Origin of the sequence: Ideonella sp. B508-1 (assembly GCF_000333615.1) — a bacterium.
GTDB lineage: Bacteria > Pseudomonadota > Gammaproteobacteria > Burkholderiales > Burkholderiaceae_C > Ideonella.
The window spans coordinates 22,162-34,823 of sequence record NZ_BADL01000151.1 but is presented as its reverse complement, the minus strand read 5'-3'; the positions used below and the strand labels follow the sequence as shown (position 1 = coordinate 34,823).

General features: G+C 66.9%; 14 protein-coding genes. 13 read left to right on the top strand and 1 reads right to left on the bottom strand.

The window, feature by feature from the left end:
• Window positions 1-171: 171 nt before the first annotated feature.
• The 13 genes from I73_RS06990 to I73_RS06930 all read left to right on the top strand — a co-directional run bounded on the left by I73_RS06990 (window position 172) and on the right by I73_RS06930 (window position 12,058).
• Window positions 172-1,092, top strand: a complete 921-nt coding sequence (locus I73_RS06990) for a septal ring lytic transglycosylase RlpA family protein (RefSeq protein ID WP_234409436.1) — start codon at window positions 172-174, stop codon at window positions 1,090-1,092.
• A gap of 127 nt (window positions 1,093-1,219) precedes the next feature.
• Window positions 1,220-2,638, top strand: a complete 1,419-nt coding sequence (locus tag I73_RS26470) for a sensor histidine kinase (protein WP_022979957.1) — start codon at window positions 1,220-1,222, stop codon at window positions 2,636-2,638.
• A 35-nt stretch (window positions 2,639-2,673) separates the two neighbouring features.
• Window positions 2,674-3,537 carry a LytTR family DNA-binding domain-containing protein gene (locus tag I73_RS06980; protein WP_022979956.1) on the top strand — a complete coding sequence of 288 codons (864 nt, stop codon included), beginning with the start codon at window positions 2,674-2,676 and terminating at the stop codon, window positions 3,535-3,537.
• Between the two features lie 64 nt (window positions 3,538-3,601).
• Window positions 3,602-4,510 carry an SMP-30/gluconolactonase/LRE family protein gene (locus I73_RS06975; protein WP_022979955.1) on the top strand — a complete coding sequence of 303 codons (909 nt, stop codon included), beginning with the start codon at window positions 3,602-3,604 and terminating at the stop codon, window positions 4,508-4,510.
• 155 nt (window positions 4,511-4,665) lie between these two features.
• Window positions 4,666-5,154 (top strand): ATP synthase subunit I, encoded by a 489-nt coding sequence (locus I73_RS06970; RefSeq protein WP_022979954.1) that lies wholly within the window; start codon window positions 4,666-4,668, stop codon window positions 5,152-5,154.
• 20 nt (window positions 5,155-5,174) lie between these two features.
• Window positions 5,175-6,041 carry a F0F1 ATP synthase subunit A gene (atpB, locus tag I73_RS06965; RefSeq protein ID WP_022979953.1) on the top strand — a complete coding sequence of 289 codons (867 nt, stop codon included), beginning with the start codon at window positions 5,175-5,177 and terminating at the stop codon, window positions 6,039-6,041.
• Between the two features lie 80 nt (window positions 6,042-6,121).
• Window positions 6,122-6,385, top strand: a complete 264-nt coding sequence (gene atpE / locus I73_RS06960) for a F0F1 ATP synthase subunit C (protein WP_022979952.1) — start codon at window positions 6,122-6,124, stop codon at window positions 6,383-6,385.
• Window positions 6,386-6,467: 82 nt separating this feature from the next.
• Window positions 6,468-6,938 (top strand): F0F1 ATP synthase subunit B, encoded by a 471-nt coding sequence (locus tag I73_RS06955; protein WP_022979951.1) that lies wholly within the window; start codon window positions 6,468-6,470, stop codon window positions 6,936-6,938.
• A 2-nt stretch (window positions 6,939-6,940) separates the two neighbouring features.
• On the top strand, window positions 6,941-7,474 hold the full coding sequence (locus I73_RS06950; protein ID WP_022979950.1) for a F0F1 ATP synthase subunit delta: 534 nt from the start codon (window positions 6,941-6,943) through the stop codon (window positions 7,472-7,474).
• Between the two features lie 89 nt (window positions 7,475-7,563).
• Window positions 7,564-9,117 (top strand): F0F1 ATP synthase subunit alpha, encoded by a 1,554-nt coding sequence (gene atpA / locus I73_RS06945; RefSeq protein WP_022979949.1) that lies wholly within the window; start codon window positions 7,564-7,566, stop codon window positions 9,115-9,117.
• Between the two features lie 79 nt (window positions 9,118-9,196).
• The gene (gene atpG / locus I73_RS06940) at window positions 9,197-10,081 is read left to right on the top strand and encodes a F0F1 ATP synthase subunit gamma (protein ID WP_022979948.1); all 885 of its coding nucleotides are present in this window, start codon (window positions 9,197-9,199) and stop codon (window positions 10,079-10,081) included.
• 61 nt (window positions 10,082-10,142) lie between these two features.
• A complete protein-coding gene (gene atpD / locus I73_RS06935; protein ID WP_022979947.1) occupies window positions 10,143-11,555 on the top strand; it encodes a F0F1 ATP synthase subunit beta in 1,413 nt (470 codons plus the stop codon).
• A gap of 83 nt (window positions 11,556-11,638) precedes the next feature.
• Entirely contained in the window at window positions 11,639-12,058 is a 420-nt protein-coding gene (locus I73_RS06930; RefSeq protein ID WP_022979946.1) for a F0F1 ATP synthase subunit epsilon, read from the top strand.
• A 79-nt stretch (window positions 12,059-12,137) separates the two neighbouring features.
• Here the strand turns inward: I73_RS06930 and I73_RS06925 are convergent, their stop codons facing one another.
• Window positions 12,138-12,662 carry a TPM domain-containing protein gene (locus I73_RS06925; RefSeq protein WP_022979945.1) on the bottom strand — a complete coding sequence of 175 codons (525 nt, stop codon included), beginning with the start codon at window positions 12,660-12,662 and terminating at the stop codon, window positions 12,138-12,140.

Genomic DNA, 12,662 nt, shown 5'->3' with positions numbered 1-12,662 from the left:
GCAGCCGCGCGTTGCCAGCGATGCACGCGAGGTCCCCGTTCCGCGCGGGCGGGCGACTTGCGCCCCTGGGGTCGCGGGGTGCGCCTGGGGCTGGTCGTGACGCTTCTGGTCCTGGTCGGGTGCACGTCCACGCCGCGTCGGGATGGCCCACCCGAGGGCGGAGCGGGCTCGGTGTCCGGGGCGTCCGACGCAGTGCCGCGGGTCGAGCCCATCCGCGTGGGGGGCCCCAACAAGCCCTACACCGTGCTGGGGCGCAGCTACACCCCGATGACGGCCGACCTGCCACTCTACGAGGAGGGGCTGGCGTCCTGGTACGGCACCAAGTTCCATGGCGCCCGCACGGCCAGTGGCGAGCCCTACGACATGAACGCGATGACGGCGGCCCACCGCACCATGCCGCTGCCCAGCTATGCCCGGGTGCGCAACCCGGCCAACGGTCGCGAGGTGATCGTGCGGGTCAACGACCGCGGGCCTTTTGTCGATGGCCGGGTGATCGACCTGTCGTATGCCGCGGCGGTGAAGCTGGGGGTGCAGAACGGCGTCGCGCCGGTGGAGGTGCGACGCCTCACCTTCGACGAGATCCGCGCCGGCAACTGGTCCGCCGGCGGTACAGCCCTGGCTGCTGCGGTGCCCGCCCCCGCCGTGGCCGCGCCGATGCCCGCGGCGCGCGCGCCTGTCCTGCTTGCTCCGGTGCCCCGAACCGCGCCCGCCGTGCCGCTGGCGGCGGCCCTCCCGGCGCCATCCGGCCCGCTGCCGGGGGAGGGGCCCCCTCCGGTGGATGCGGCCGCCCCGGCTTCTGCCACCGCGATGGCGGCGCAGGCTGCGAGCGAGGTGGCGAGCGAGGCGGCGGTCGGCGGTGCCGGTTTCTGGGTGCAGCTGGGGGCCTTCAGCCGCAGCGATGGGGCCGACGCTTTCCGGCAGAAGGTGGCCGACGAGCTGTCCTGGCTGTCGCCACGGCTGGCCGTCTTTGCTGAGAACGGCGTGCACCGTCTGCAGGCCGGCCCCTACAGCTCGCGCCAGCAGGCCAGTGATGCCGCCCAGCGGGTGCGTGAGGCGCTCCGGCTGGTGCCGGTGATCGTCGAGCGGCACTGACGCCAATCCAGGCTGGCTGCAGCCTGTCCCGCCCAATGGCGGTGCGTCGCATCGCCCACCGGCCGCTGGCGCCTTGGCTACAGTGCAGCACATGGCCCCGTTCGGGCCCAGTCGCGAGTCCCCTTCCATGACGCAGTCCAACTCACCCCAAGCCTCGGTCTGGCCGCAACGCTGGCAGCGCTTCTCCGCCGCGGCCGTGCGGGCCTTCCATGTCTATGGCACCTGGCTGGCCAGCATCAGCTGGAAGCGCTTTGCCCTGCTCTCGGTGTTGCTGCTGATCGTCGTGAACCTGCTGCAGAAGCTGCCGCCCTTCACCTGGACCATCACCGAGTCGATCACGCCCAGTGTGGGCCAGGTGAAGCTGCCGCCAGTGCCGCCGGTGCCGCCCGTGACCGTGCCGGACATTCACATCGAGGTGCCGGGGCCGGCCGCCTCGTCGGCCAGCGCCGCCGGCAAGGGCTTCGAGCTGTCGATCGACGGGCACGGGGTGAGGATCCTGAAGAAGGACGGCACGGAGGCCGCGGCCAGCGCAGCTTCTGCCGGCGTTGCCGCTGGCGGCGCGCAGGTGGTGATCCAGGCCGGCGACAAGCGGGTGGAGGTGAAGCTGCCCCCGGGTGCCCAGCCCGACGAGGTGCGCGACGCGATCGAGGAAGCCCGGCAGCAGGTCGTCGACGCGATGCAGGAGGCCCGGGACGCCGCCCAGGAAGCCCGCGATGCCGCCCAGGAGGCGGTGGACGAACAGCAGGCCGCCACCGTGCGCACCCGCAAGGTCCACTTCGGGGACTTCTTGAGCGATCTGGCGGCGCTGTGGGTGGTGGCCTCGGCGATCATCAAGATCACTTACAAGGGCCGCATGCAGGCCGAGGTCAAGGCGGCCCAGGCCACCGAGACGGCCGAGGCCGAGTCGCTCAAGCGCCAGGTGGTGGAAGCCCGCATGGCCGCCATGCAGGCCCAGGTCGAGCCGCACTTCCTGTTCAACACCCTGGCCTCCATCGACCACCTGATCGAGACCGACCCGCCGCGCGCCAGCCAGATGCAGAAGAACCTGATCGCGCTGCTGCGGGCCAGCATGCCCTCCATGCGCGACACGGCCGATGCCGGCAGCCGCGACCTGGGCCGCGAGCTGGCGGTGGTGCGGCCCTACATCGAGATCCTGAAGGTGCGCATGGAGGAGCGGCTGGACGCCCAGGTGGATGTGCCCGAGGGGCTGCTGTCGGCCGAGTTCCCGGCCATGATGATCCAGACCCTGGTCGAGAACGCGATCCGCCACGGCCTGGAGCCCAAGCCTGAGGGCGGGCAGCTGCGTGTGAAGGCCGAGATCGTGCACGGCAAGCTGCAGGTCACGGTGGCTGACACCGGCGTGGGCTTCGGCGCCGCGGCCACCTCGGGTACTGGCGTGGGCCTGGCCAACATCCGCGAGCGCTTGCAGCTGTTGCATGGCAGTAAGGCCAGTCTGACCGTGACGGCCAACCAGCCTTGCGGTACCGTCGTGACCATCACCGTGCCCTACCGCACGGTCGAGGGCGCCGGCACCACCCCGGCCTGAGCGCCTCCCGTTCAGACCCTGCCACCCACCCCCTGATGACCGTGAGCTCTGACGCCGATTCTTCCCACGAGTCTTCCCGCGTGCGCGCCGTGCTGGCCGACGATGAACGCCTGATGCGCGAGCAGCTGCGCGCCCGCCTGGGCGAGGTCTGGCCCGAGCTGGACATCGTGGCCGAGGCCAAGCATGGCGCCGAGGCCGTCGAGCTGGTGCAGCAGCACCGGCCGGACGTGGTCTTCCTGGACATCCGCATGCCGGGCATGACGGGTGTCGACGCGGCCCGCGAGATCGCCCAGATGGACGTGGGCGAGGAAGGCTGGCTGCCGGAGATCGTCTTCATCACCGCCTACGACCAGTACGCGGTGGAGGCCTTCGAACAGGGGGCGGCCGACTATGTGCTCAAGCCGGCCGAGCGCGAGCGCCTGCTGCGCACCGTCGAGCGCCTGCGCAAGCGCCTGGCCGCCCGCGCCAAGCTGGAGGCCGGTGCGCCGGTGGCCCCGGACGAGCTGCCCTCGGGGGCTTCCCTGCAGCTGCTGCTGCACCGTCTGGCGGGCCCGGGCGGCGCGCCCCGGCCCGCTCCGCTGCAGTGGATCCAGGCCACGGTGGGGCAGAGCATCCAGATGATCCCGGTGGACGAGGTGCTGTTCTTCATCAGCGACGAGAAGTACACCCGGGTCCAGACGCCGACGGTGGAGGCTCTGATCCGCAAGCCCATCAAGGAACTGGTGGACGAGCTGGATCCGCAGAAGTTCTGGCAGATCCACCGTTCCACGCTGGTGGCGGTCCATGCGATCGCGGCCGTGACGCGGGACTTCCGCGGCCGCCAGATCGTCAGCGTCAAGGGCAGCAACGAGAAGCTCGAGGTCAGCCGCAGCTACACCCACCTGTTCAAGGGCATGTGAGCGGTCGCTGGCGCCTGGCCCGACAATCGGGCCGGTCATCCGGCCCCGCATCTGTCAACCTGCCATGAGCGTCCCCCTGTTCGATCCTCAGCCCCTGCCTTTTGCCCCCTGTGAACTGGGCGAGTCTCCGTTCTGGCATCCCGAGGAGGCCTGTCTTTATTGGTGCGACATCCCGGGGCGCGAGGTCCACCGCGCCGATCCGGTGCGCCTGACCCACGAGCGCTGGCATTTCGACTGCGAGCCGGCCTGCTGCATGCCGGTGCTGGGGGGTGGATTGCTGCTGGCCATGCGCGACGGACTCTGGCGCTTCGATCCGGCCAGTGGCCAACGCGTCCGCCTGGCGTCGCCGCCCTACGATCCCGCGGTCCAGCGCTTCAACGACGGCAAGGCCGATGCGCAGGGACGTGTCTGGGTCGGCACGCTGCACGAACCCAAGGACCGGCCCGCCGCCGCCCTCTACCGCTGGTCGCATGGCGAGATCGAGCGCATGGCCGAGGGCATCACCACCAGCAATGGTCTGGCCTGGAGCCCGGACGGGCGCACGCTCTATTGGAGCGACACCCAGGCCCATTGCATCTATGCACTGGACGTGGATGCGCAGGATGGATCGCTGACGCGGCGGCGGGTGTTCCAGCAGTTCCCGCTCAAGGTCCCTGACCAGGATCTGGACCAGTACGGGGGGCGCCCGGATGGCGCCGCGGTGGATGCCGAGGGCGGCTACTGGGTGGCCATGTTCGAAGGGCAGTGCCTGCTGAGGCTGACACCCGATGGCGCGATCGACCGCCGGGTGGTGCTGCCGGTGCGTTGCCCGACGATGCCCTGCTTTGGGGGGCCGGATCTGCGCACGCTCTATGTCACCACGGCGCGCCACAAGCGGCCCGCGTCCGAACTGGCGCGCATGCCCTGGTCGGGGTGCGTGCTGCAGATGCGCGTGGAGGTGCCGGGCTTGCCGACAAACTTTGCTGTTCTGTAAACGGCGGGTGCCGTAACTGCGCCGTAACCGCGGTCCGGTCTGCGGTCAAGCACAAGCAGCCCGACGACCCGCGGGCGTGCTGGGGCATCCTAGATCATTGGGAATTGCCCCTATAATCGCCCGGCTTTGCCACCCCGGAACCTGGAAGCGACACGATGTCCGAGCGGCGTAACCTCCGCCCCGACGCGTGGGCAGACCTGGAAGATGAGGCGGACAAGCAGCCTTTCAAGGCCTTGACGCACGAAGAGGCGCAAGCCTTGATGGCCCGCGAACGGTCGGTCTCGCCGTGGCGGGTGATTGCGGTTCAGGCCGTGGTCGGCATGGTGATGGCTGGTTTGCTCTGGCTCATCACGCGACGTCAGGATTGGGCCGCGTCGGTGCTGTATGGCGCCGCCGTGGTGGTTGTGCCGGGTGCCTTGATGGCGCGCGGCGTGACCAGTCGGCTCTCCAGTCTGGCGCCGGCAGTTTCGGCTGTCAGCGTCATGTTGTGGGAGTTCGGCAAGATTGCGGTTTCGGTGGCCATGCTCGCGCTGGCCCCGAAGCTGGTGCCCGGTCTGAGTTGGCCAGCCTTGCTGGTGGCTCTGATCGTGTGCATCAAGGTGTATTGGGTCGCGCTCTTGTGGCGAGGCCGACGGAAGAGTTGAACTGAACTGAAACCCACGCCATGTCCGTAGAAGCACACGAAGCCGCCGAGCACGCGCCAACCGCTGGCGAGTACATCGTTCACCACCTGACCTTCCTTAGCAATAAAGGTTCCAGCGCCCCGTTCGACATGAGCGTGGTGCACTGGGATTCGATCTTCTTCTCCATCGTGCTGGGGGTGATCGGCTGCCTGCTGCTGTGGAAGGTCGCCCGCACCGCCACCTCGGGCGTGCCCGGCCGCTTCCAGGCGGCGGTGGAAATTCTGGTCGAGATGGTCGAGTCCCAGGCCAAGGGCATCGTCCACAACGCCCAGAGCCGCAAGCTGGTGGCTCCGCTGGCCCTGACCGTCTTCATCTGGATCTTCATGATGAACGCGATGGACTTGCTGCCCGTTGACCTGCTGCCCTTCATCTGGCAGACCATCCAGGGTGACCACGAGGCCAAGCTGCGCGTGGTGCCGACCGCCGACCTGTCCGTCACGATGGGCCTGTCGCTGGGCGTGCTGGTCACCTGCCTGATCTACAACATCAAGATCAAGGGCCTGGGCGGCTGGGCGCACGAGCTGATCGCCGCTCCGTTCGGCGACCACTGGGCCCTGTACCCCTTCAACTTTGCAATGCAGATGATCGAGTTCGTGGCCAAGACCGTTTCGCACGGCATGCGGCTGTTCGGCAACATGTACGCCGGCGAACTGATCTTCCTGCTGATCGCCCTGATGGGTGGCGCTTTCGCCTCGGTCGGTCTGGGCACCGGCATCGGTCTGGCGATCGGCCACATCATCGCTGGCTCTGCCTGGGCCATCTTCCACATCCTGATCATCACGCTGCAGGCCTTCGTGTTCATGATGCTGACGCTGGTGTACATCGGCCAAGCCCACGATTCGCACTGACTCTGTGCATTGATCCGGATCCCCGCTCTTTCCTTTCCCGTTTCTACCTTTCCAACCCAACCTCTCAACTAGGAGTCATCATGGAAGTCATCAGCTTTGTTGCCCTCGCCGCCGGCCTGATCATCGGTCTGGGTGCTGTCGGTGCTTGTATCGGCATCGGCATCATGGGCAGCAAGTACCTGGAATCGGCCGCTCGCCAGCCCGAGCTGATGGGCGAACTGCAGACCAAGATGTTCCTGCTGGCCGGCCTGATCGACGCGGCCTTCATCATCGGTACCGGTATCGCCCTGTGGTTCGCCACGGCCAACCCGTTCCTGGGCCAGCTCGCCGCCATCGCCAAGTAATCCGGCGTTTGTCGTGTTGAGAGGCCGGGGTGCGCTGCGGTGCACCCCTGCTGAATGTCCCGTCACCGTTTGAGGCAAAAAAGTGAGCATCACCGGTACCCTCATCGTCCAGATGATCGTGTTCCTGATCCTGGTCTGGTTCACGATGAAATTCGTCTGGCCGCCGATCACCGCTGCGCTCGACGATCGCGCCAAGAAGATCGCCGAAGGCCTGTCGGCTGCCGACAAGGCCAAGAGCGAGCTGGCCGTGGCCAACCAGCGCGTGGAGCAGCAGCTGTCCGCTGCGCGCGACGACGCTGCCAAGCGCCTGGCTGATGCCGAGCGTCTGGCCCAGCAGATGATCGAAGAAGCCAAGTCGCGTGCCAGCGACGAAGGCGCCAAGATCGTCGCCGCTGCCAAGGCTGAAGCCGAGCAGGAGTCCGTGAAGGCCCGCGAAGCCCTGCGTGAGCAGGTCGCCGTGCTGGCTGTCAAGGGCGCCGAAGCGATCCTGAAGCGTGAAGTCAACGCCGACGTGCACGCCGATCTTCTGAACCGTCTGAAGACCGAGCTGTAATCATGGCTGAGCTTGCAACCATCGCACGTCCCTACGCCGAGGCACTGTACAAGTCCATCGGCACGGACAGCGCCCAGGCCCTGGTCGACCAGCTCCACGCCGTGGGGCAGGTGAGCGCCGACGCCCAGCTGCGCCAGTTCGCGGACAACCCGAAGGTGACTTCGGAGCAGGTGTTCGATCTGGTCGCCGCGGTGGCCAAGGTCGCCCTGTCGCCCAAGGTCGCCAATCTGCTGAAGGTCGTCATCGAGAACGGCCGTCTGTCTGCCCTGCCGGAGGTCGACGCCCAGTTCCGGGCGCTGGTTAACGCCAGCAGCGGTGTGTCGGACGCGACCATCGTCAGCGCCTTCCCCCTGGACGCCGCCCAACTGGCCGACACGGTCGCCACGCTGGAGAAGCGCTTCGGTCGCAAGCTCAACGCGTCGGTGCAGATCGATGAGTCACTCATCGGTGGCATCCGCGTGGTGGTGGGCGACGAGGTGCTCGACACCTCCATCCAGGCCCGTCTGGAGCAGATGAAGGTCGCGCTGACCCACTGAGGCCCCGTCCCGCATCGGCACCCAACCCCAAGGCATAGCCCACCGGCAGCCAGTCGCCCCGTCTGACTGCCGCGCTTTCGGAGAAAGCAATGCAACTGAATCCTGCTGAAATTTCGGAACTGATCAAGAGCCGTATCGAAGGCCTCGGCGCTTCGACGGACATCCGCAACCAAGGCACCGTCGTCTCGGTGACCGACGGCATCGTCCGCGTCCACGGCCTGTCCGATGCGATGCAGGGCGAAATGCTGGAATTCCCGGCTGGCAAGGACGGTCAACCCTCCTTCGGCCTGGCCCTGAACCTCGAGCGCGACTCCGTCGGCGCCGTGATTCTGGGTGAGTACGAACACATCTCCGAAGGCGACACCGTCAAGTGCACGGGCCGCATTCTGGAAGTGCCCGTGGGGCCTGAACTGGTGGGCCGCGTGGTGAATGCCCTGGGCCAGCCGATCGACGGCAAGGGCCCGATCAACGCCAAGATGACGGACGTGATCGAGAAGGTCGCCCCGGGCGTGATCGCACGGAAGTCGGTGGACCAGCCCGTCCAGACCGGCCTGAAGTGCATTGACTCGATGGTGCCCGTCGGCCGCGGCCAGCGCGAGCTAATCATCGGCGACCGCCAGACCGGCAAGACCGCCGTGGCGATCGACGCGATCATCAACCAGAAGGGTCAGAACATGACCTGCGTGTACGTCGCGATCGGCCAGAAGGCCTCGTCGATCAAGAACGTCGTGCGCGCTCTGGAGCAGGCCGGCGCGATGGACTACACCATCGTCGTGGCTGCCTCGGCCTCCGAATCCGCCGCCATGCAGTACGTCGCCGCCTACTCGGGCTGCACGATGGGCGAATACTTCCGCGACCGCGGCCAAGACGCCCTGATCGTCTATGACGACCTGTCCAAGCAGGCCGTGGCCTACCGTCAGGTCTCGCTGCTGCTGCGTCGCCCGCCGGGCCGCGAAGCCTTCCCTGGCGACGTGTTCTATCTCCACAGCCGCCTGCTGGAACGTGCTGCCCGCGTGAACGCCGACTACGTCGAAGCCTTCACCAAGGGTGAGGTCAAGGGCAAGACCGGCTCGCTGACCGCGCTGCCGATCATCGAAACCCAGGCCGGTGACGTGTCCGCCTTTGTGCCGACCAACGTGATCTCGATCACCGACGGCCAGATCTTCCTGGAAACCAACCTGTTCAACGCCGGTGTGCGTCCCGCGATCAACGCCGGTATCTCGGTGTCCCGCGTGGGTGGTGCGGCCCAGACCAAGCTGATCAAGTCGCTGTCCGGCGGTATCCGTACCGACCTGGCCCAGTACCGTGAGCTGGCCGCCTTCGCGCAGTTCGCTTCCGATCTGGACGCTTCCACCAAGAAGCAACTGGACCGCGGTGCCCGCGTGACCGAGCTGCTGAAGCAAGCCCAGTACTCGCCGCTGTCGATCAGCCTGATGGGTGCCTCGCTGTACGCCGTGAACAAGGGCTACATGGACGATGTGGACGTGAAGAAGGTGCTGTCCTTCGAAAGCGGTCTGCACCAGTTCCTGAAGTCCAGCCACGCCGCCCTGCTGGCCAAGCTGGAAGCCGACAAGGCCATGGACAAGGCGGCCGAGGAAGAGCTGAACGGCGCGATCGCTGCCTTCAAGAAGTCCTTCGCCTGAAGCCACTGACTGACGGGACGGCACGCACGCGCTCCAACGACACGAACGGGTCGTCCCTCACCTACTAGGAGAAACAGTCATGGCAGTCGGAAAGGAAATCCGCGGCAAGATCAAATCGGTGGAGAACACCAAGAAGATCACCAAGGCCATGGAAATGGTCGCCGCGTCCAAGATGCGCAAGGCGCAGGACCGCATGCGTTCGGCCCGTCCGTACAGCGACAAGATCCGCAATATCACGGCCAACCTGTCGCGCGCGAATCCGGAATACAAGTCGCCGTACATGCGTGCGGATGGCAAGTCCGGGGTCGACGGCTTTGTGGTGGTCACCACCGACAAGGGCCTGTGCGGTGGTCTGAACACCAACGTGCTGCGCGCCGTCACCAACAAGATGCGCGAGCTGCAGGACCGGGGCCGCAAGGCCGAGGCCGTGGCCATCGGCAACAAGGGCCTGGGCTTCCTCAACCGCGTGGGGGTCAAGGTCGTGAGCCAGGCCACCCAACTGGGCGACATGCCCCAGCTGGAGAAGCTGATCGGCCCGCTGAAGGTGATGCTGGACGCGTTCGTCGAAGGCAAGGTCGATGCCGTCTACCTGTGCTACACCCGCTTCATCAACACGATGAAGCAGGAGCCGGTGGTCGAGCAACTGCTGCCTCTGCAGGCCGGCGCGCTGGCGCAGACCGAAGCCGAGAAGGCCGCGCACAGCTGGGACTACATCTACGAGCCGGATCCGGCGTCGGTGATCGACGAGCTGCTCAAGCGCTACGTCGAGGCGCTGATCTACCAGGCGGTGGCCGAGAACATGGCCTCGGAGCAATCCGCCCGCATGGTGGCGATGAAGGCCGCGACCGACAACGCCGGCACGTTGATCAATGAGCTCAAGCTCATCTACAACAAGACCCGCCAGGCTGCGATCACCAAGGAACTGTCCGAGATCGTGAGCGGTGCCGCCGCGATCAGCGGTTGATCCCGGCCGATCAACCCGCTCCAGTTTCGAATACAGCGAATCAAGATTGAAGGACCGAAAAATGTCGAACTCTCAAGCCCAAGGCAAGATCGTTCAGTGCATCGGCGCCGTGGTGGACGTGGAATTCCCGCGCGACCAGATGCCCAAGGTGTACGACGCCCTGAAGATGGACGGCTCGGCGCTGACGCTGGAAGTGCAGCAGCAGCTGGGTGACGGCGTGGTGCGTACCATCGCGCTGGGCTCCTCCGACGGCCTGCGCCGCGGCTCGGTGGTCTACAACACCGGCAACCCCATCACCGTGCCCGTGGGCAAGGCCACTCTGGGCCGCATCATGGACGTGCTGGGCAACCCCATCGACGAGCGTGGTGAGGTGTCGCAAGACCTGACCGCCTCCATCCACCGCAAGGCCCCGGCCTACGACGAGCTGAGCCCGTCGCAAGAGCTGCTGGAAACCGGCATCAAGGTGATCGACCTGATCTGCCCGTTCGCCAAGGGCGGCAAGGTGGGTCTGTTCGGTGGCGCCGGCGTGGGCAAGACCGTGAACATGATGGAGCTCATCAACAACATCGCCAAGGCCCACAGCGGTCTGTCGGTGTTCGCGGGTGTGGGCGAACGTACCCGTGAGGGCAACGACTTCTATCACGAGATGGCCGATTCCGGCGTCGTGAACCTGGAGAACCTGGGCGAGTCCAAGGTGTCCATGGTCTACGGCCAGATGAACGAGCCGCCGGGCAACCGTCTGCGCGTGGCCCTGACCGGCCTGACCATCGCCGAGTCGTTCCGCGACGAGGGCCGTGACGTGCTGTTCTTCGTGGACAACATCTACCGCTACACCCTGGCCGGTACCGAAGTGTCCGCGCTGCTGGGCCGCATGCCTTCCGCCGTGGGCTACCAGCCGACGCTGGCCGAGGAAATGGGCCGTCTGCAAGAGCGGATCACGTCGACCAAGGTCGGCTCGATCACCTCGATCCAGGCCGTGTACGTGCCGGCGGATGACCTGACCGACCCGTCGCCTGCCACCACCTTCGCCCACTTGGACGCCACCGTGGTGCTGTCGCGTGACATCGCCTCGCTGGGTATCTACCCCGCCGTGGACCCGCTGGACTCGACCTCGCGTCAGATCGACCCGAACGTGATCGGCGAAGAGCACTACGGCACCACCCGTGCCGTGCAGGCCACCCTGCAGCGCTACAAGGAACTGCGCGACATCATCGCCATCCTGGGCATGGACGAACTGTCGCCGGAAGACAAGCTGGCCGTGGCCCGTGCCCGGAAGATCCAGCGCTTCCTGTCGCAGCCCTTCCACGTGGCCGAAGTGTTCACCGGCTCGCCGGGCAAGTACGTGCCGCTGAAGGAAACCATCCGCGGCTTCAAGATGATCGTCGCCGGTGAATGCGATCACCTGCCCGAGCAGGCCTTCTACATGGTCGGCACCATCGACGAGGCCTTCGAGAAGGCCAAGAAGATGCAGTAAGCCGAGGCGCGGCCGCGCGGGTGAGCTCCACCCGCCAGCCGCCTTCTGTCTGCTGATCCATCTTCAAGTCAAAGGACCCGACCATGGCAACCATTCACGTCGACGTCGTCTCCGCCGAAGAGAACATCTTCTCGGGCGAGGCGAAGTTCGTCGCGCTGCCGGGCGAGGCGGGCGAGCTGGGCATCCTGCCGCAGCACACCCCGCTGATCACCCGCATCAAGCCGGGCGCGGTGCGCATCGAGCGGGCTGACAACGGCCAGGAAGAGTTCGTCTTCGTGGCCGGTGGCATCCTCGAAGTGCAGCCGCACTGCGTGACCGTGCTGGCGGACACCGCGATCCGCGGCCATGACCTCGACGAGGCCAAGGCCAACGAAGCGAAGAAGCTGGCCGAGGAAGCGATGAAGACCGCCAAGAGCGACATCGACTTCGCGCGCGCCCAGAGCGAGTTCGCCGTCATGGCGGCTCAGCTGGCCGCCATCCAGAAGCTGCGCAAGACCCGCTGATCCAGCCTCTGCCCGCCGGTCCGCCGGTGGGCCCGGAAGAACCCGTCGCCTCCTCGCGGAGCCGGCGGGTTTTGTTTTTTCAGCGCAGCACCGGGGTGTCGGGCAGCTCGTTGGATCGGGGCGAGCCCTCGGCGCGCGCAAAGCCCGCGCACAGCAGCCGGTCCACCTCGTCCAGCGCCGTCGTCAGCCCCGCCTCGACCTGGTCCTGGGCGAAGGCCTGGCCCAGCCCCTGGGCCAGCGTCTGCCAGCGCGCCTCGGGGACGTGGGGTCTCAGGCCGCGGTCTGCCACGATCTCCACCGCGCGGTCGGCCAGCAGCACGTAGATCAGCACGCCGACGTTGTCCTCGGTGTCCCACACGCCCAACTGGCCGAAGCATTCCAGCGCGCGCTGGCGCGGCGTGACACCGGCCCAGGCCGCGGCCACTGGCAGGCTGGCCTCCACGCACAGGCGGATCTGGCCACGGTGCCTGGCCTCGCTGGCCTGCACCTGCGCCGTCAGCCGCTGGAGCGCCGCGGGCGGCACGGCGCGTCGGCTGTCTCGTTCATCCAGCCAGAAGTGGCGCCAGGCACGGCGCAGGCGGGATCCCAAGGTGGCGTGGTTCAT

Bases quoted from the DNA above. Each gene is read 5' to 3' on its own strand.
- atpE (WP_022979952.1), top strand. From the start codon at position 6,122: ATGGAAGTCATCAGCTTTGTTGCCCTCGCCGCCGGCCTGATCATCGGT.
- I73_RS06925 (WP_022979945.1), bottom strand. From the start codon at position 12,662: ATGAACCACGCCACCTTGGGATCCCGCCTGCGCCGTGCCTGGCGCCAC.
- atpB (WP_022979953.1), top strand. From the start codon at position 5,175: ATGTCCGTAGAAGCACACGAAGCCGCCGAGCACGCGCCAACCGCTGGC.
- atpA (WP_022979949.1), top strand. From the start codon at position 7,564: ATGCAACTGAATCCTGCTGAAATTTCGGAACTGATCAAGAGCCGTATC.
- I73_RS06930 (WP_022979946.1), top strand. From the start codon at position 11,639: ATGGCAACCATTCACGTCGACGTCGTCTCCGCCGAAGAGAACATCTTC.
- I73_RS26470 (WP_022979957.1), top strand. From the start codon at position 1,220: ATGACGCAGTCCAACTCACCCCAAGCCTCGGTCTGGCCGCAACGCTGG.
- I73_RS06980 (WP_022979956.1), top strand. From the start codon at position 2,674: ATGACCGTGAGCTCTGACGCCGATTCTTCCCACGAGTCTTCCCGCGTG.
- atpD (WP_022979947.1), top strand. From the start codon at position 10,143: ATGTCGAACTCTCAAGCCCAAGGCAAGATCGTTCAGTGCATCGGCGCC.
- I73_RS06950 (WP_022979950.1), top strand. From the start codon at position 6,941: ATGGCTGAGCTTGCAACCATCGCACGTCCCTACGCCGAGGCACTGTAC.
- atpG (WP_022979948.1), top strand. From the start codon at position 9,197: ATGGCAGTCGGAAAGGAAATCCGCGGCAAGATCAAATCGGTGGAGAAC.
- I73_RS06970 (WP_022979954.1), top strand. From the start codon at position 4,666: ATGTCCGAGCGGCGTAACCTCCGCCCCGACGCGTGGGCAGACCTGGAA.
- I73_RS06975 (WP_022979955.1), top strand. From the start codon at position 3,602: ATGAGCGTCCCCCTGTTCGATCCTCAGCCCCTGCCTTTTGCCCCCTGT.